16 protein-coding genes and 1 riboswitch are annotated in these 17,816 nt (G+C 67.3%); of the genes, 10 read left to right on the forward strand and 6 right to left on the reverse strand.

What is annotated here, in order from left to right:
- Window positions 1-5 precede the first annotated feature (5 nt).
- A complete protein-coding gene (locus IEY58_RS23715) occupies window positions 6-890 on the reverse strand; it encodes a GNAT family N-acetyltransferase (RefSeq protein WP_189050419.1) in 885 nt (294 codons plus the stop codon).
- A 560-nt stretch (window positions 891-1,450) separates the two neighbouring features.
- On the opposite strand from IEY58_RS23715, the gene fusA reads away from it, so the two are divergent.
- The 3 genes from fusA (at window position 1,451) to IEY58_RS23730 (ending at window position 4,617) form a co-directional block, all read left to right on the forward strand.
- Window positions 1,451-3,574, forward strand: a complete 2,124-nt coding sequence (gene fusA, locus IEY58_RS23720; protein WP_189050421.1) for an elongation factor G — start codon at window positions 1,451-1,453, stop codon at window positions 3,572-3,574.
- A 142-nt stretch (window positions 3,575-3,716) separates the two neighbouring features.
- Entirely contained in the window at window positions 3,717-4,217 is a 501-nt protein-coding gene (locus IEY58_RS23725) for a GNAT family N-acetyltransferase (protein ID WP_189050423.1), read from the forward strand.
- A 25-nt stretch (window positions 4,218-4,242) separates the two neighbouring features.
- Window positions 4,243-4,617 (forward strand): DUF3052 family protein, encoded by a 375-nt coding sequence (locus tag IEY58_RS23730; protein WP_189050425.1) that lies wholly within the window; start codon window positions 4,243-4,245, stop codon window positions 4,615-4,617.
- A 3-nt stretch (window positions 4,618-4,620) separates the two neighbouring features.
- Here the strand turns inward: IEY58_RS23730 and IEY58_RS23735 are convergent, their stop codons facing one another.
- The 3 genes from IEY58_RS23735 to metZ all read right to left on the reverse strand — a co-directional run bounded on the left by IEY58_RS23735 (window position 4,621) and on the right by metZ (window position 6,748).
- The gene (locus IEY58_RS23735) at window positions 4,621-5,037 is read right to left on the reverse strand and encodes an OsmC family protein (protein ID WP_189050427.1); all 417 of its coding nucleotides are present in this window, start codon (window positions 5,035-5,037) and stop codon (window positions 4,621-4,623) included.
- 32 nt (window positions 5,038-5,069) lie between these two features.
- Entirely contained in the window at window positions 5,070-5,495 is a 426-nt protein-coding gene (locus IEY58_RS23740; RefSeq protein ID WP_308422451.1) for a rhodanese-like domain-containing protein, read from the reverse strand.
- Between the two features lie 68 nt (window positions 5,496-5,563).
- Window positions 5,564-6,748 (reverse strand): O-succinylhomoserine sulfhydrylase, encoded by a 1,185-nt coding sequence (gene metZ / locus IEY58_RS23745; protein WP_189050429.1) that lies wholly within the window; start codon window positions 6,746-6,748, stop codon window positions 5,564-5,566.
- Between the two features lie 47 nt (window positions 6,749-6,795).
- Window positions 6,796-6,871, reverse strand: a riboswitch (SAM riboswitch).
- Window positions 6,872-7,177: 306 nt separating this feature from the next.
- Between metZ and IEY58_RS23750 the strand changes: the two genes are divergently transcribed.
- From IEY58_RS23750 to IEY58_RS23775, 6 genes are all read left to right on the forward strand, one after another.
- Window positions 7,178-8,467: an O-acetylhomoserine aminocarboxypropyltransferase/cysteine synthase family protein gene (locus IEY58_RS23750; RefSeq protein WP_189050431.1), complete on the forward strand. Its 1,290-nt coding sequence runs from the start codon at window positions 7,178-7,180 to the stop codon at window positions 8,465-8,467.
- A 40-nt stretch (window positions 8,468-8,507) separates the two neighbouring features.
- Window positions 8,508-9,527, forward strand: coding sequence for a sulfate ABC transporter substrate-binding protein (locus IEY58_RS23755; RefSeq protein WP_189050433.1), 1,020 nt, complete (start codon window positions 8,508-8,510; stop codon window positions 9,525-9,527).
- 143 nt (window positions 9,528-9,670) lie between these two features.
- Window positions 9,671-10,477 carry a sulfate ABC transporter permease subunit CysT gene (cysT, locus tag IEY58_RS23760; protein ID WP_229743911.1) on the forward strand — a complete coding sequence of 269 codons (807 nt, stop codon included), beginning with the start codon at window positions 9,671-9,673 and terminating at the stop codon, window positions 10,475-10,477.
- Window positions 10,467-11,306 carry a sulfate ABC transporter permease subunit CysW gene (cysW, locus tag IEY58_RS23765; RefSeq protein ID WP_407648436.1) on the forward strand — a complete coding sequence of 280 codons (840 nt, stop codon included), beginning with the start codon at window positions 10,467-10,469 and terminating at the stop codon, window positions 11,304-11,306. Before cysT ends, cysW begins: the two co-directional genes overlap by 11 nt.
- A gap of 8 nt (window positions 11,307-11,314) precedes the next feature.
- Window positions 11,315-12,361 (forward strand): sulfate/molybdate ABC transporter ATP-binding protein, encoded by a 1,047-nt coding sequence (locus IEY58_RS23770; protein WP_189050437.1) that lies wholly within the window; start codon window positions 11,315-11,317, stop codon window positions 12,359-12,361.
- A 130-nt stretch (window positions 12,362-12,491) separates the two neighbouring features.
- Window positions 12,492-14,540, forward strand: coding sequence for a methyl-accepting chemotaxis protein (locus tag IEY58_RS23775; protein ID WP_189050439.1), 2,049 nt, complete (start codon window positions 12,492-12,494; stop codon window positions 14,538-14,540).
- Window positions 14,541-14,554: 14 nt separating this feature from the next.
- Here the strand turns inward: IEY58_RS23775 and IEY58_RS23780 are convergent, their stop codons facing one another.
- Window positions 14,555-16,141 (reverse strand): inorganic phosphate transporter, encoded by a 1,587-nt coding sequence (locus tag IEY58_RS23780; protein WP_189050441.1) that lies wholly within the window; start codon window positions 16,139-16,141, stop codon window positions 14,555-14,557.
- Window positions 16,142-16,395: 254 nt separating this feature from the next.
- Between IEY58_RS23780 and IEY58_RS23785 the strand changes: the two genes are divergently transcribed.
- Window positions 16,396-17,007 carry a DNA-3-methyladenine glycosylase I gene (locus IEY58_RS23785; RefSeq protein WP_189050443.1) on the forward strand — a complete coding sequence of 204 codons (612 nt, stop codon included), beginning with the start codon at window positions 16,396-16,398 and terminating at the stop codon, window positions 17,005-17,007.
- 15 nt (window positions 17,008-17,022) lie between these two features.
- On the opposite strand, the gene IEY58_RS23790 is transcribed toward IEY58_RS23785, so the two are convergent.
- The gene (locus IEY58_RS23790; RefSeq protein WP_189050445.1) at window positions 17,023-17,742 is read right to left on the reverse strand and encodes a peptidoglycan-binding domain-containing protein; all 720 of its coding nucleotides are present in this window, start codon (window positions 17,740-17,742) and stop codon (window positions 17,023-17,025) included.
- Window positions 17,743-17,816 lie beyond the last annotated feature (74 nt).

Here is a 17,816-nt window from a genome sequence, read left to right on the forward strand (position 1 = left end):
TGCCGTCAGGGGGTGCGGATGTAGTGGTTGAAGTACTTCTCCGCCATCATGTCGGTCACGACGATGATGCAGACGTCCGTCGTCTGGAACTCCGGGTCGATCACGGCGCCGTCGCCGATGAAGCCGCCGAGCCGCAGGTAGCCCTTGATCAGCGGCGGCAGGGCCGCGATCGTCGCCCGCGCATCGAGTTCGGCAACCGCCGCCTCGGCATCGACCTCGCCCGACGGCAGGATGTCGGTCGGCACGAACCGGTCCGGCAGGGCGCGGGCCCGGATCTGGGCCGGCGCCAGGTGGTTGTAGTGCAGATACGAGAGCGGCCGGGCGAGGGCTGCCGGATCGGTGCCGGGCAGGCTCGCGCAGCCGAACATGATCTTGACGTCGTGGAACTGCACGTAGCTCGCGATGCCGCGCCACAGCAGCTGCATGGTCGGCCGGTTGCGGAAGCGCGCATCGACGCAGGCGCGCCCCAGCTCCATGATCTCGCCCGGCACGGCGACGAGCGGCGCGATGTCGAACTCGGTCGCGGTATAGAAGCCGTCATGCCGATCCGCGAGCGTCCGGCGCAGCAGGCGGTAGGTGCCGATGACCTCGCCCTCGGGCAGGCCCTCCGAATGGTCGAGCACCAGGAGATGCTCGCAATAGGCGTCGAACTTGTCGAAGTCCCGGCCCTCGGCCTCGACCTCGGCGGTCGGCCTCGCATTCATTTCGCCGTAGAAGATCTTGTAGCGCAGCCGCTGGGCAGCCGCGATCTCGGCCGCGGTCCGGGCGATGCGGACCTCGATGTTGTTCTGACGGATGCCGTCATAGATCGACGGCGGGGCGCTTCCGGCGGCCGAGTGTCCCGTTCCCGGGGCAGTCGACTGGCCGTGCCGAGCGACAGCTTCAACCATTGCGATCCCTGTCATCCATTTCCATGGGGCAAGCGCCAGGGGCCGCCCACCTTCGCAAGGCCGGATGCAAGTCCGACCTTCCGCCTCATAGGGTAACACCCCGGCTTCACCAATGCTGAACCCCGTTGTTCCCCCGAGGCAAAGGTTAAACCCCTCGCCCTCCGAATAGCGGAAATATTTAACGTGCTTTTATGACAGTTCGACTGCCAAGGCAAGGCGCTTCAACGGCAATCGCGTGGCGTCGAAAAATTGCTCCGGGAACGCAGAGACTTGCGGAAGGTGTGTCGAAGAACCGTTTCGATTCAATTAAAAGTATGACGATACCCGAACAAGCCTCATGGCTGCGTTGAAGCGAGGGCGCGCCCCATTCCTTGACACGCAAGCACGGCTATGTCGTATTGCGCGCTCGTCGGTGCCGGGTGGCGGCAGCGTCCTTTCGTCGTTCCCGGCGATCGGCCGATTCCATCGTACCCGTTCGGGCTTCAGCATAACGTGCCCGACACCGTCTTCAACGTTTCCTTTCGACCCAATTCGGTCGCGCTATCGACCAGGAGCCTGACGTGGCACGCAAGACGCCCCTCGAGAACATGCGCAATATCGGCATCATCGCGCATGTGGATGCCGGCAAGACGACGACGACCGAGCGCATTCTCTACTACACGGGTCGCAGCCATAAGATCGGCGAAGTCCATGACGGTGCGGCGACGACCGACTACATGGAGCAGGAACAGAAGCGCGGCATCACCATCCAGTCCGCGGCCGTGACCGTGTTCTGGAAGAACCACCAGATCAACGTCATCGACACCCCGGGCCACGTCGACTTCACCATCGAGGTGAACCGTTCGCTCCGCGTGCTGGACGGTGCGGTCGTCGTGTTCGACGGCGTTGCCGGCGTCGAGCCGCAGTCCGAGACGAACTGGCGCCTTGCTGACAACTACCACGTGCCGCGCATGTGCTACGTCAACAAGATGGACCGCTCGGGCGCGAACTTCCGCCGCTGCATCGACATGATCAAGACGCGCCTCGGTGCCAAGCCCCTGGTCACGCAGATTCCGATCGGCTCGGAAGACAATTTCCGCGGCATGATCGACCTGGTCCAGAACAAGGCGCTCATCTGGCACTCGGACGAGAAGGATGCCGAGTGGGAGGTGGCCGAGGTCGACCCGGCCGCGATCGCCAAGCGCCTCAACATCGTCGTCAAGGAAGACATCGACATCCTGAACGACGCGGCCAAGTACCGGACCGAGCTGCTCGACAGCGCGCTCGAGCAGGACGACGCGGCCATGGAAGCCTATCTCGAGTCGGGCGAGGAGCCGTCGGCCGAGACGCTCAACAAGTGCATCCGCCGCGGCACCGTGTTGGGCGCCTTCACCCCAGTGCTGTGCGGCTCGTCCTTCAAGAACAAGGGCGTGCAGCAGATGCTGGACGCGGTCATCGCCTATCTGCCGGCGCCGACCGACGTCAAGGCGATCTCGACCGTCGACGAGGACGGCAATGTGACCGGCGAGCGCTCCTGCTCGGACGACGAGCCGTTCGCGGCGCTCGCGTTCAAGGTCATCAACAACCAGTTCGGCGCCTTGACCTTCGCCCGCGTCTATTCGGGTGTCGCCCAGAAGGGCATGACGCTCCTGAACTCGACGCGCGGCAAGAAGGAGCGCATCGGCCGCATGGTCGAGGTGTTCGCGAAGGACACGAACCCGATCGAAGAGACCCGTGCCGGCGACATCATTGCCTTCGTCTCGCTCGCCGAGACCGAGACCGGTGACACGCTGTGCGATGCGAACAACCCGGTCATCCTGGAGCGCATGAAGTTCCCGGATCCCGTCATCTCCGTCTCGGTCGAGGCGAAGACCAAGGGCGACCAGGAGAAGCTCGGCCAGGCGCTCGGCAAGATGGTCCGCGCGGACCCCTCGCTGCGCCTCGAGCTCGACAAGGAATCGGGCCAGACCATCCTGCGCGGCATGGGCGAGCTGCATCTCGAGATCACCATCGATCGCATCCGCACCGAGTACGGCGTCGAAGCCAACGTCGGCCGGCCGCAGGTGGCATACCGCGAGACGATCACCAGCGCCGTCGAGCACATCTACACGCACAAGAAGCAGACCGGCGGCTCGGGCCAGTACGCCGAAGTCAAGGTCAAGATCGCCCCGCGCGAGCGCGGCGAGGGCTTCGTGTTCGAGGACAAGATCGTCGGCGGCTCGATCCCGCGCGAATTCATCCCGGCGGTCGAGTACGGCTTCGAGATGCAGAAGGAAGAAGGCGTGCTCGCCGGCTTCCCGACGGTGGACTTCTCGGTCTCGCTCATCGACGGCAAGTACCATGACGTCGACTCGTCGGCGATCGCGTTCGAAATCGCGGCCCGCGCCTGCTTCCGCGAGGCGATCCGCAAGGCGAGCCCGATCCTGCTCGAGCCGGTGATGAAGGTCGAGGTCGTGACGCCGGAGTCGCATCTGGGCGACGTCATCGGCGACTTGAACCGTCGCCGCGGCATGATCCTCGGCCAGATCGACCGCGGCATGAACCTCGCCGTCGAGGCCCACGTGCCGCTGTCGGAGATGTTCGGCTACATCGGCGACCTGCGCTCCATGACCTCGGGTCGTGCGACCTTCACCATGGAGTTCAGCCACTACGACCCGGTGCCGCGCAACGTCGCGGACGAGATCGTGTCGTCGAAGGCCGCGTAAACCTAGACGAAACGGCTGTCGGATCAGGGCGGCGGAGGCAACTCCGCCGCCCTTTTCATTTAATTTTTTGCTTTTCCATGACGCAAAACGGGGGCGACCGCCCTATTCTGCCGCGTCGACGCGCCCCCAGCCGGAGCTTTCCTTGACCGCGGACCTCGTTTTGCGCCCTGCCCTCGCCGGCGATATCGAAGCGATCATCAGCATCGAGTCGCGTGGCTCGATCGCCAAGTTCATACGTCCCTGGCGGCACGAACGGCATGCGGCCGCACTCGAAAACCGCGACTTTGCCTATCTGATCGCCGAAGCAGCGGATACGACCGTCGGCTTCGTCATCTTCCAGCACGTGCTGTCGACCGACCGGGCGATCAACCTGATGCGCATCGCGGTCACCGAGCCTGGCCAGGGCTACGGCAAGCCGCTGATGCGGCTCGCCATGCGCCATGCCTTCATCGATCTGGGCGCCCACCGCCTCTGGCTCGACGTGTTCGCCGAGAACCACCGGGCACGCCATGTCTATCGCGACCTGGGCTTCGTCGAGGAAGGCACCATGCGCGACGCGGCGCTGAAACTGGACGGGTTCCACAGCCTCGTCATCATGTCGATGCTGGAGGACGAGTATCGGAGCCAGCCCGACGCTTCGTAAGGCCCCACGCTTCGTAAGGAACGCCATGTCCGACAAGCCGCTTGCCGAGAAGCTGCAGGTGAAACATGGCCGCCGGCTCGCTGTGGTCGATCTGCCGGCAGGGCTCGAACTCGCGATCGGCCCCGAAGTCCCGACGACGGGCGATCTCGCCGAGGCCGAGGTCGTGCTGGCCTTCGCCCGCTCCAAGGCCGAGCTCGAGCAGCGCCTGCCGGCGCTGGCAGCCCAGCTCACGCCGGGCGCCATCCTGTGGCTCGCCTACCCGAAGCTCGGCACGCCGCTCGCGAGCGACATCCAGCGCGACGTGATCCACGACTACGCGCCGACCGTCGGGCTCGATTGCGTCGCGCAGATCGCGATCGATGCTACCTGGTCGGCGCTGCGCCTCAAGCGGATCGGCTGAGGCTCACTCCTCGCGGAGCTGGATCTCGTGCGTCAGGACCGCGGTCTTGCCGAACATGATCGAGGCCGAGCAGTATTTCTCGGCCGAGAGTGCGACGGCACGCTCGACCTTGTCGAGTTTCAGGTTGCGGCCCGAGACCTTGTAGACGAGATGGACGCGGGTGAAGACCTTGGGATCGGTCTCCGCCCGTTCGGCCTCGGCCTCGACGACACAGCTCGTCACGGTCTCCCGGCCGCGCTCCAGGATCAGCACGACGTCGAACGCCGTACAGCCGCAGAGCCCAATGAGCAGCATCTCCATGGGCCGGATGCCGGCATTGCGGCCGCCCGCTTCAGGCGCTCCGTCCATCACGACCGAATGGCCGCTGCCCGACTCGCCGACGAACATGCGGTTCTCGACCCAGGTCACCCGCGACTTCATCTCGCTTCAGTTCCTCTCGCTGTGCCGGGGCTTCAGCCCTGGGCCCAGGGCAGCCCCTCGAATTTCCAGCCCGCGACCCGGCCGCGATGCCGCTCCGCATCGCCCGGCCCCTCGAACCCGTCGCGGACGTTGTAGCACGCGGTGAAGCCCGACTGAGTCAAGAGCTTGGCTGCCGACGCGCTGCGCACGCCCGAGCGACAGAGCAGCAGGATCGGCTGGTCCGGCCCGATGCCGGCCGCCTTGATGCCGTCGACGAAGCCGGTATTCACCTGCATCTCCGGGAAGATCTGCCAGGCGAGCTTGTGCACCGGCTTGCCGAGCTGCGCCAGGTCCGGCAGGCCGACATAGGACCATTCGGCGTTGGTGCGCACGTCGACGAGGACGGCGCGCGGGTCGGTCGCGAGCTTCTGCCAGGCTTCAGTCGGCGAAACGTCGCCAGCGTATCCAAGACTCATCATCACTCTCCTAAGGTCTACAAGCTTTCCGTCATTCCCGCCTGCGCGGGGAATGACGTCCTTTTTTCAGGTCACGCCGCAGCGTGGGCGGCATCGAGCGCGCGTTCGAAATCGCGGGCGAGTGCTGCCTCGCTCTCGAGCCCGATCGAGACGCGCACGAGCCCGTCGCCGATACCGATGGCGCGGCGGTCGGCCTCGGGCAGGGCCCGGTGGGTCGTGGTCGCCGGATGGGTCGCGAGCGACTTCGCATCGCCGAGATTGTTCGAGATGTCGACGATCTCGAGTGCGTTCAGGAAGGCGAAGGCGGCCGCCTTGGACCCGAGATCAAGCGACAAGAGCGTGCCGCCGGTCGTCATCTGGCTGCGCGCGAGCGCGTGCTGCGGGTGGCTTTCGAGGAACGGATAGAGTGTCGCCTTGACGGCGCCGTGCGCCTCGACCCGGCGCGCGAGCTTCAACGCGGTCTCGCTCTGCCGCTCGACGCGGAGCGCCAGGGTTTCGAGGCCCTTGACCAGGACCCAGGCGTTGAACGGGCTCAAGGCCGGGCCGGTGTGGCGCAGGAACGGCTGGAACTCGGTCTCGAGGAACGCCTTGTCGGCGAGGATGGCGCCGCCGAGACAGCGGCCCTGGCCGTCGATATGCTTGGTCGCGGAATAGACGACGATATCAGCGCCGAACTCGAACGGCCGCTGCACGATCGGGCTCGCCAGCGCATTGTCGACCATCAGCCGGGCGCCGCCGGCGTGGGCGATGTCGGCGATCGCCTTAAGGTCGAGCAGCGCCAGGGTCGGGTTGGCCGGCGTTTCCAGGAACACGACCTTGGTGTTGGGCCGCATGGCCTTCGCCCAGTCGGCCGGATCGGCGCTGTCGACGAAGCTCGTCTCGACGCCGTAGCGCGGCAGCAGGGTCTGGATGATGTAGAAGCAGGAGCCGAACAGCACCCGGCTCGCCAGCACATGGTCGCCGGCCTTGACGCAGGCCAAGAGCCCGTTGAACACCGCCGCCATGCCGCTCGCCGTCGCGTAGGCCAGCTCCGCCCCGTCGAGGCCGGCCAGGCGCTCTTCGAACATGCGCACGGTCGGGTTGCCGTAGCGCGAATAGATGAAGCCGGGCTCCTCGCCCTTGAAGCGCGCCTCCGCCGCCTCGGCCGACTGATAGACGAAACCCGAGGTCATGTAGATCGCCTCGGCCGTCTCGCCGAACGACGAGCGGGCCAGGCCGCCACGGATCAATTGGGTCTCGGGATCGAATTCTTCCACCGCGGGATACTCCCGTTGCCATGCCGGCCTCGGTGGAAGCGCCGCTTTGCCGCGGCTCTCCGACCTTTTAGCGATTTTTTACGTGGTCGCAAGCCGGCCGGCCCAAATTCCACGAAGGCGCCACCCTAGTCGCCCGTTTCCGCCGACGCAAGCCCCTCGGCGAGCCAGCGGGCGAGGCTCGCTTACATTCCACAACCGTACTCAGTCATTTTTACACATACGCACGTCGTAAAATACATTTGACAGATGGCCTTAGCGCCCTATCGTAAGGGCCGTCAGCGCCGATTTGAGCTTGAGCTTGCGGGCGCTCTACAAGTACGGCTAAGCGTGGCGTCTCCTGCCTCGGATAGCTGAGACGCGTCTTATCAATGACTTAATCGCATTGTTCGGACGCACCTGTCACATCGGCGAGAGGGGTCTAATTTTACAATGTCAAATTGGAAAAATCCGGAGACGCTGGCGCTCCATGCCGGCTACCGGCGCGATCCGGCGACCCACGCGGTTGCGGTGCCGATCTATCAGACCACGTCCTTCCAGTTCGACGACACGGCCCAGGCGGGCCGCCTGTTCGGCCTCGAGGAACTGGGCAACATCTATACCCGCATCATGAACCCGACGACCGCCGTGCTCGAGGAGCGGCTGGCGGCGCTCGAGGGCGGTGCTGCCGCCCTCGCCCTGAGCTCGGGCCAGGCGGCAGCCTTCATCGCGCTGCAGAACATCGCCCATGCCGGCGACAATTTCGTGAGCTCGACCGACCTCTACGGCGGCACCTGGAACCTGTTCGCGAACACGTTCAAGACGCTCGGCATCGAGGCACGCTTCGTCGACCCGGCCGATCCGGAGGCGTTTGCCCGAGCGAGCGACAGCCGGACGCGCGCCTGGTTCGCCGAAACCCTGCCGAACCCGAGCCTGCGCGTCTTCCCGATCGCCGAGGTCGCCGCCCTCGGCCGGCGCCTGGGCGTGCCGCTCATCGTCGACAATACCGCGGCACCCATCCTCTGCCGCCCGCTCGACCATGGCGCCGCGGTCGTCGTCCATTCGACGACGAAATACATCGGCGGCCACGGCACCTCGATCGGCGGCGTGATCATCGACAGCGGCACCTTCGACTGGGCAGCCCACGCCGACCGGTTCCCAAGCCTGAACACGCCCGACCCCAGCTATCACGGCGCCATCTGGACCGAGGCCGCGAAGCCGCTTGGGCCCATCGCCTATATCCTGAAGGCACGCGTGACGTTGCTGCGCGACATCGGCGCCGCCCTGAGCCCGTTCAACGCCTTCCAGTTCATCCAGGGGCTCGAGACCCTGCCGCTCCGCATCAAGGCCCATGCGGCGAACGCCAAGGCGGTGGCCGACTATCTGGCCGGCCATCCGAAGGTCGAGCGGGTGATCTATCCGGGTTTCGCGACCGGCGAGGACAAGCGCCGCGCCGAGACCTACCTCAAGGGCGGCCTGGGTGCGCTCGTGGGCTTCGAGCTCACCGGCGGCGCCGACGCCGGCCGGGCCTTCATCGACGCGCTCGAGCTGTTCTACCACGTCGCCAATATCGGCGACGTGCGCAGCCTCGCGATCCATCCGGCGTCGACCACGCACGCCCAGCTCTCGCCCGAAGACCGGCTCAAGACCGGCGTGACCGACGGCTATGTCCGGCTTGCGGTCGGCATCGAGCATATCGACGACATCCTGGCCGACGTGGCCCAGGCGCTCGCCCGCACCTGACCGAAGGCGCGCCTGATCCATGCCGCGAAAGACCGATCCCATGACGTTCCGACTGACGACGCTCGGCCTGGTGGGCCTCGCGCTCCTGGCCCTCTCGGCACTCACCGCCCAGGCCCACGGCGAGACCACGCTCCTGAACGTGAGCTATGACCCGACCCGTGAGTTCTATGCCGAGGTCGGCAAGGTCTTCGCCCCCAAATGGCAGGCCGAGACTGGCGAGACGGTCGCCATCCGCACCTCGCACGGCGGCTCGGGCGCCCAGGCGCGCGCGGTGATCGACGGGCTCGAAGCCGATGTCGTGACGCTGGCGCTTGCCTATGACATCGACGCCATCGCCCGCCAGGCGAAGCTGCTGCCGGCCGACTGGCAGAGCCGCCTGCCGGACAACAGCGCGCCCTATACCTCGACCATCGTGTTCCTGGTCCGGAAGGGCAATCCCAAAGGCATCCACGACTGGGGCGACCTGGTGAAGCCGGGCGTCTCGGTCATCACGCCCAATCCCAAGACCTCGGGCGGCGCGCGCTGGAACTATCTCGCGGCCTGGGCCTATGGCCTCAAGGCCGGCAACGGCGACGAGGCGAAGGCCAAGGCGTTCGTCGCCGACCTGTTCAAGCACGTGCCCGTGCTCGACACCGGCTCCCGCGGTGCCACGATCACCTTCGCCCAGCGCCGGCAGGGCGACGTGCTGATCGCCTGGGAGAACGAGGCGTTCCTGGCCAGCCGGGAGATGAGCCGCGAGGGGCTCGAGATCGTCGTGCCGTCGATCAGCATCCTGGCCGAGCCCACGGTCGCGGTCGTCGACGCCAACGCCCAGAAGCACGGCACCGCGAAGGTCGCCGAGGCTTACCTGCGCTTCCTCTATACGCCGGAGGGCCAGGAACTGGCGGCGAAGCACTATTTCCGCCCGCGCCTGGCCGAGGTCGCGGCGAAATACGCCGACCGCTTCCCCAAGCTTGAGCTGGTGACGATCGACCACGACTTCGGCGGCTGGCAGGCGGCGCAGGCCAAGCATTTCGCCGACGGCGGCACGTTCGACCAGATCTACAAGCCGGGTCCATGACGAAGGCCCATCCCGCGGCGGCGCCCTCACCCTTCCCGGCCCTGACGGGCCGCGCCCCTGCCCTCTCCCGCGAGCCGGGTGAGGGTCGGGCGGACAGCGCGATTTCGCGTACCCGTGCATCGCCCCGTCGCCGATCCCGCCGGGTGCTGCCGGGCCTGCCGGTGACGCTGGGATTCACGCTCGCCTATCTCTCGATCGTGGTACTGCTGCCGCTCGCGGCCCTGGTCCTCCGCGCGAGCGGCATCGGCTGGGCCGGTTTCGTCGCCCAGGCGGCCCAGCCGCGCGTCGAGGCCGCGTTCCGTGCCAGCTTCGGCATCTCGTTCCTGACGGCGACGTTCGACGTCGGCCTGGGCCTGCTCGTCGCCTGGGTGCTGGTGCGCTACCGTTTCTGGGGCCGGCGCCTGCTCGACGCGCTGGTCGACCTGCCGATCGCGCTGCCGACCGCCGTCGCCGGCATTGCGCTGACCGAACTCTATGCCGAGACCGGCTGGTTCGGCGCACCGCTTGCCGCACTCGGCATCCCCGTCGCGTTCACGCCGCTCGGCATCGGCGTGGCGCTCGCCTTCGTCGGGCTGCCGTTCGTCGTGCGCGCGGTCGAGCCGGTGCTGGCCGACCTCGACCGCGACGTCGAGGAAGCGGCGGCGACGCTTGGCGCCACATCCTGGCAGATCTTCCGCCGGGTCATCCTGCCGGCGCTCTGGCCGGCGCTCTTGACCGGCTTCACCCTCGCCTTCGGCCGCGGCATCGGCGAATACGGCTCGGTCATCTTCATCGCCGGCAACGTGCCCGGCCTGTCGGAAATCGTGCCGCTGCTGATCGTGGTCAAGCTCGAGCAGTTCGACGTGCTCGGCGCCTCCGTCCTGGGCTCGCTGATGCTCGTCGCCTCGTTCGCGATCATGCTCGCGATCAACGGGCTGCAATATTGGAACCGGCATCGCCGTGGTCACTAACCGCCTCGCGCCAAACCGCCTTGCCTCAGGGGGCCTGATCGCGCTCACCTTCCTGATCCTGCTGGTCTTTCTGGTGGCGCCGCTCGTGCTGGTCTTCGCCCGCGCGCTCGGCGAGGGGCTCGCGGCACCGCTCGCCGCCCTTCAGGAGCCGGACGCCCAGTCGGCGATCCGGCTCACCCTGCTGATCGCCGGTATCGCGGTGCCGCTCAACCTCGTCTTCGGCCTCGCCGCCTCCTGGGCGATCGCCAAGTTCGACTTTCCCGGCCGCAGCCTGCTGGTGACCCTGATCGACCTGCCGCTGTCGATCTCCCCGGTCGTCTCGGGCCTCGTCTATGTGCTGGTGTTCGGCGCCCAGGGGCTGCTCGGCCCCTGGCTCTCGGCCCATGGCATCAAGATCGTGTTCGCCGTGCCGGGCATCGTGTTGGCGAGCGTGTTCGTGACTTTGCCGTTCGTCGCGCGCGAGCTCATCCCGCTCATGGAAGCCCAGGGGCGGCACGAGGAGGAAGCGGCGCTCACGCTCGGCGCCAGCGGCTGGCAGACCTTCCGCCGCGTAACACTGCCGAACGTGCGCTGGGGCCTGCTCTACGGTGTGCTGCTCAGCAACGCGCGGGCGATGGGCGAGTTCGGCGCCGTCTCGGTCGTGTCGGGCCACATCCGCGGCCTGACCAACACCATGCCGCTGCACATCGAAGTGCTTTATAACGAGTACAACCTGCCCGCGGCCTTCACCGTCGCTGCACTGCTGGCGCTCCTGGCGCTCGTGACCCTGGTCGCGAAGAGCCTGCTCGAATGGCGCCTCAGCGGCGATCCGTCGACCGCCGGCCGATAAGAGGACCCATGCAGATCGAGATTTCCGGCATCGTCTGCCGATACGGCACGACGCCGGCCGTTTCCGGCGTCGATCTCACGATCGCCGACGGCGAATTCCTGGCGCTCTTGGGCCCATCCGGCTCAGGCAAGACCACGCTGCTCCGCACGATGGCCGGGCTCGAGACGCCCGAGGCCGGCAGTTTGCACTTCGGCGAGACCGACGCGCTGGCGCTGCCGCCCAACCGGCGCGGCGTGGGATTCGTGTTCCAGCATTACGCGCTGTTCAAGCACATGACCGTCGCGGACAATATCGCGTTCGGCCTTACGATCCGGCCGCGCTCCAGGCGGCCCGGCAAGGCCGTGATCGCAGCCCGCGTCGCGGAGCTCTTGGAGCTCGTTCATCTGCCGGGCCTGGGCCAGCGCTATCCGCAGCAGCTGTCGGGCGGCCAGCGGCAGCGCGTGGCGCTCGCCCGCGCGCTGGCAGTCGAGCCGAAGATCCTGCTGCTGGATGAGCCGTTCGGCGCGCTCGACGCCAAGGTCAGGACCGAGCTGCGTCTCTGGCTGAAGGAGCTGCACCGGCGCTTGGGCGTCACCACCGTCTTCGTCACCCACGACCAGGAAGAGGCGATGGAGCTCGCCGACCGGATCGTCGTCATGCGCGCCGGCCGGATCGAGCAGGTCGGCACGCCGGCGGACGTCTATGCGGCACCCGCCTCGCCCTTCGTCTACGGCTTCCTCGGCCATGCGAACGAGATCCCCTGCACGATCACGGCCGGCGTCGCCCGCGCGGGCAGCGTGGTCCTGGACGAGGGTGTGGCCCTGCCTGACGGCCCGGCCGTCGCCTGGTTCCGGCCGCATCAGGTCGAGCTCGCCCCCTTTGTCGACGGGCCGGCGCTCGACGGCATGCTCGTCGATCTGCATGCCATCGGGCCTCGTGCGCGCCTGACGCTCGATCATGATGGCGCGCTGGTGACGGCGGAGCTCGGCGTCGAGGAAGCCCGGCGCCACGCGCTTGCCGAGGGGCACCGGTGTCGCTGGCGTCCCCGCCAGGTGCGGGTCTATCCACGGGCCTAGTGGATAGGCCGACGTTTGCCGGCGGCATTAACCATCCGGAAGCCGCCGCTGCTCCATAGATGAGCTCGTCCCGGGCCAGGTGCGCCGCCGTGATCGCGCCACCCTGGGACGGGGATCCTGGAGCGAAGACATGCGTATCCGCACGTTATTTTTGGTCGGCCTCGCCGCGCTGGCCGTACCGGCCGTCGGCGTTTCGGGCTGGATGGCCTCCGCGGCGACGGCTGAGTGGCTCCACGCCCGCACCGTGACGCGGGAGGCACGCGCCATGAGCGATCTCATGCGCGTGCTCACCACGATCGCAATCGAATCCGGGCAGCTTCAGGAGGCGGTGCTCGCCGAGACGCCCAATCTCGAGGCGCTGGCGAAGTCCAAGGCCGCAACCGACGAGGCGCTTGCCCGCAGCACTGTGACGATGGCCGACGCCGGTTCGCTGGCGATCGTCGACGACGCGCGCAACACCATCATGGACCTGCGCGGCAAGACGGCCGCCGCGATCGCGAAGCCGCTCGGCGCGCGTGACGCCAACTTCCCGAAGGAATTGCTCGCGGCGCGCGTCGGTCTCGCCGACCGCATCCGCGCGCGCCTCGGCGCGCTCGAGACCGGCATCGTCCAGGCCGACCCGGCAATCGGCATGCTGGCCCAGCTGGGCAGCCAGATGATGGCGATGCGCGATAATGCCGGGGCGCGCAGCACGCTCATGACGCCCTGGATCAACGGCAAGCCCTTCGCACCCGACGACGTCGCCAAGGCCATGGCCCTGTCGGGCCGGATCGCCGGCGCCTGGGAGCGGGCGCTCGTCACCATTGAGCAGATCCGGCCGAGCGCCCGGCTCATCGCTGCCCGCGACCGGGCGCGCGACGGCTTCTTCGCACAGTCGGAGCCGCACTACCAGGCGCTGGTCAACGCCGCGCTCAATCATGTCGACTGGGGAATGTCGTACGCCGATTACCGCAAATTCACCGTCGCGGCGCTGACCGATATCGTGCCCGTGCGCGAGGCGGCGATGGACGAGGCGGTCGGCCTTGGCGAGGCGGAAAGCGCCGATGCGGCGGCGAAGCTCACCGTCGCCCTGCTGATCGTGCTGGGCGAGGTCGCGATCGTCGGTGCCACGCTCATGATCCTGCTGCGCCGCCTGGTGGCACCCGTGCAGGCCATGACCGACACCGTCTCGCGTATCGCTCGGGGCGAGTTCGAGCTCGACGTCGCCTACCGCGACCGGAGCGACGAGATCGGCGCCATGGCGACGGCAGTCGAGGTGCTGCGCGGCCATTCGGCCGAGGCGGAGCGGCTCGGGCGCGTGGCCGAGGCGGAAACCCGCGCGAAGCTGGAGAGCGCCGCCCATCTCGCCGCCGTCACGAAGGAGTTCGAACAGCGCGTCGGCGTGATGGTCGAGACGCTCGGCCACGCGGCAGGCGACCTGCGCGGCACCGCCCAGGGCATGCACGGCACGGCGGGTGAGACGCAGGCGCTGACGGAGCGCGTGGCGTCGGCCGCCGAGCTCGCCGCCCACAGCGTCGGCGCTGTCGCGGCCGCGGTCGAGGAACTGAGCGCCTCCAGCCGCGAGATCGGCCAGCGGGTCGAGCAGTCAGCGACAGCCACGCGCCAGGCTGCCGCGGAGGCGCGGCGGACCGACGACGTCGTGCGCGCGCTCACGGCAACGACCGACCGGATCGGCGAGGTCGTGGGGCTGATCGCCGACATCGCCGGCCAGACCAATCTCCTGGCCCTGAACGCCAACATCGAAGCGGCGCGGGCCGGCGAGGCCGGGCGCGGCTTCGGCATCGTCGCCTCCGAGGTCAAGAACCTCGCCAACCGCACGGCGCGCGCGACCGAGGAGATTGGCGCCCAGATCGCCGAGATCCAGACCGCGACGCGCGACGCCGCAGGCGCCATCACCGCGATCTCGCGCACGATCGAGGAGGTCGACGGCATCGCCACCAGCATCGCAAGCGCGGTCGAAGAACAGGGGGCGGCGACCGTCGAGATCTCGCGCAATGCCCAGGAGGCCGCGAGCGGCACGCGGGAAGTGACGCAGATCATCGGCACGGTCGCAAACGGCGCCAGCGAAACGGGCAGTGCCGCGGGCCATGTGCTGACGGCTGCGGACTCGCTCAAGACCCAGGCGACGACCCTCGATGAGGAGGTCCGGCGGTTCCTGGCGCGAGTCCGCTCCGCCTGAGAGCGCCCCCCTCGTCAGAACACCTGGCGGAACAGGAAGAACAGGCAGCCCGAGATGATGATCGAGGCCGGGAGCGTCAGCACCCAGGCCAGGATCATGTTGCGGATGGTCTCCCACTGCAGGCCCGAGCCGTTGGCCGCCATCGTGCCGGCGACGCCGGACGACAGCACGTGGGTCGTCGAAACCGGCAGGCCCCACGCGTCGGCCGCCGCAATCGTCGTGGCTGCGATCAGCTCAGCCGAGGCGCCCTGGGCATAGGTCAGGTGGTCCTTGCCGATCTTTTCGCCGACGGTCACGACGATGCGTTTCCAGCCGACCATGGTGCCCATGCCCAGCGCCAGCGCGACCGCGACCTTGACCCAGGTCGGGATGAACTTCGTCGCGGTGTCGAGCTGCTTCGAGTAGGTCTTGAGCACGTCCTTGTCATTGTCGCTGAACGCCGGCTGGCCACTCTTGCCGATCAGCCTGAGCGCCTCGCTGGCCAGATACATGTCGTTGCGCACGTTGCTCACCTGGCCCTGCGGCACGGCAGTGAAATCATGGTACTTCGCGACGTTCTGGCCGATCGTGGTGGCGAGCGCCGCGAGCGCAGGGATGGTGACCGGCGCCAACTCGCGGGTCCGGACATAGTCCGTCACTTCCTTGCGCGCATCGACCGAGGCCGGCGCGCCGGCCGGAGCATAGTGCGCGAGCGCGCCGGTTGCCTGCTGCGATACGGCGACGAACACCTGCGTCTGGTCCGGCGTCACCGCGCGGTTGAGCGCGAAGGCGGTCGGCACCGTGCCGATCAGGATCAGCATGATGAGGCCCATGCCCTTCTGCCCGTCGTTCGAGCCATGGGCGAAGCTGACACCGGTGCAGGTCAAGACCAGCAAGCCACGGATCCAGAACGGCGGCGGCGTCTTGCCCTTGGGCGCCTCGTAGAGCTTGCGTGACTTGATGACCGCCTTGGCGATCAACAGGAGCACGGCTGACAGGACGAAGCCGACGAGCGGTGAGAACAGCAGCGCTCGGCCGATGCCGACCGCCTGGCCCCAGTCGACGCCGCTGGTGCCGGACGAGCCGGCCAGCAGCTGGTTCATCAGGCCGACGCCGATGATCGAGCCGATGAGCGTGTGCGAGCTCGAATTGGGCAGGCCGAAGTACCAGGTGCCGAGGTTCCACAGGATCGCCGCGATCAGGAGCGCGAACACCATGGCGAAGCCGGCCTGGCTGCCGACCTGCAGGATGAGCTCGACCGGAAGGAGCGAAATGATGCCGAAAGCGACCGCCCCGGTCGAGGTCAGCACGCCCAGAAAGTTGAAGAAGCCGGACCAGACGACCGCGATGCTCGGCTGCATCGAGTGGGTATAGATCACGGTCGCGACGGCGTTGGCCGTGTCGTGGAAGCCGTTCACGAACTCGAAGCCGAGTGCGATCAGCAGCGCGATGCCCAAGAGAATGAACGGCAGCGACGAGCTTTCCTTGACCGGAGCCAGATCGTCGGACAGGTGCACCGCGACATAGCCGAGGCCAACCGCGAGCACCGCGAAGAAGATCCCGAGGCTGAGGCGCCGTGTCCTGCCGCCCGCCGAACCTTCGAATACCGCTGCGTCTGCCATGGCCGATCTCCTCGGAAAATTCTCATTCCCGAGTCAATCTAACGCGACGATATGACGCTTTCGGGTCAGCGACTCAATCGAAAGTTAGGTTTCTCAATTAGTCGCTCGATGGGCGGGAGCGGATCGGGGATGAAATGCTCACCCAAACATCTTATAGGAGAACCGGCTGGAGTATTTGTCGCGTTGCGCCGGATGTCCTCGAAATCACGCCAGGCCGGACCGATGAACGGCTGGCCTTTCTTGCAGGCTGATCGATGAGCGAGACCACACCGGGGCCGGACGGCCAGCCGCGCTGCCGCTGGAGTGCGGCGGCGCCGGAGTTCCTCCCCTATCACGACACCGAATGGGGGTTCCCGGTCGATGACGACCGCCGGCTCTTCGAGAAACTTTGCCTGGAAGGTTTCCAGTCGGGTCTGAGCTGGCGCACAATCCTGGCCAAGCGCGAGAATTTCCGCGCGGCGTTCCACCGTTTTGATTTCGACAGGATTGCCCGCTTCACCGACAGCGATGTCGAGCGTCTGCTCAAGGATGACGGGATCGTTCGCCATCGCGGCAAGATCGCGGCCGTCATCAACAATGCGAAACGGGCGCAGGAACTCGTCAAGGAGGCGGGATCGCTCGCGCGCTACGTCTGGCGCTACGAGCCGGCTGCCGAAGAGCTTGCGAAGCCGCAGACGGTCTCGACCTCCGCCGCATCGATTGCCTTGTCGAAGGATCTGAAGAAACGAGGCTGGTCATTCGTCGGTCCCACGACCGTCTATGCGTTCATGCAGGCCATGGGACTGATCAACGACCATGCGGAAGGCTGCGCGATCAGAGCCGAGGTCGAGCGAGCCAGGATGGGGTTCCGGCGCCCACCCCGGTAACGGATCGGATCGGGCTCAGGCCTTGCCCAGCAGCCCCAGCAGCTGCGGCGTCACCTTGCCGTCGCGCGGCAGGCCGCGGTCGCCCTGGAATTGCTTGATGGCGTTCACCGTACGGGCGCCGAGCTTGCCGTCGGCCGGCCCCGGATCATAGCCCTTGGCGGCGAGGCTGCGCTGGACGAAGGCGATCGAGCCGCCACCAGCCCTGTTCACCGCGGGGCCCGCCGCCGCCTGGATCGGCGGTCGGGCAAAACTGACGCTGTCGAGCGTCTGCTTCAGCACGTAGGCGGACTGGACGTTGGGCGTGATGCCGGCGTCGCGCTGATAGGCCCGGATCGCCCGCTCGGTCTGGGCGTCGAGCCGGCCGGTGACCGGTCCCGGCCGGTAGCCGTGGGCTGGCAGCTGCTCCTGCAGCGACTGGACATAGGCACGACGGACCGGGTCATCCGCCGTCACCGTGCCCATCGGCCGTTTCGGGATGAGCGCACCGGGCGTGCCGGGTGCAACAGGCGGCGATTTCAGTGTCGGCGCGGCCTGCACGCCGCTGTTGCCGAGCACGTTCTGATTGGGCGTCGCCACCTGCGGGGCCTGGGCGCCATTGGCACCAGGCTGCATGGAGCCAGGCTGCATGGAGAAAGTCGGCCCGACCAATGCCGACTCCGGCACGGTGCCTTGGGCGAAACCCAGCGACGGCAAGGTCACGAGCAGTGCTGCGGCAAGCAAGCGTGAGGCACCCATGGCTATCCCCCAGCAACGAAAGACCGGCCTCGATATGGGAAGAGATCTCGTCAATTTCGAGGCGTCGTTTTGTC

This window comes from Aliidongia dinghuensis, assembly GCF_014643535.1.
GTDB classification, from domain to species: domain Bacteria; phylum Pseudomonadota; class Alphaproteobacteria; order ATCC43930; family CGMCC-115725; genus Aliidongia; species Aliidongia dinghuensis.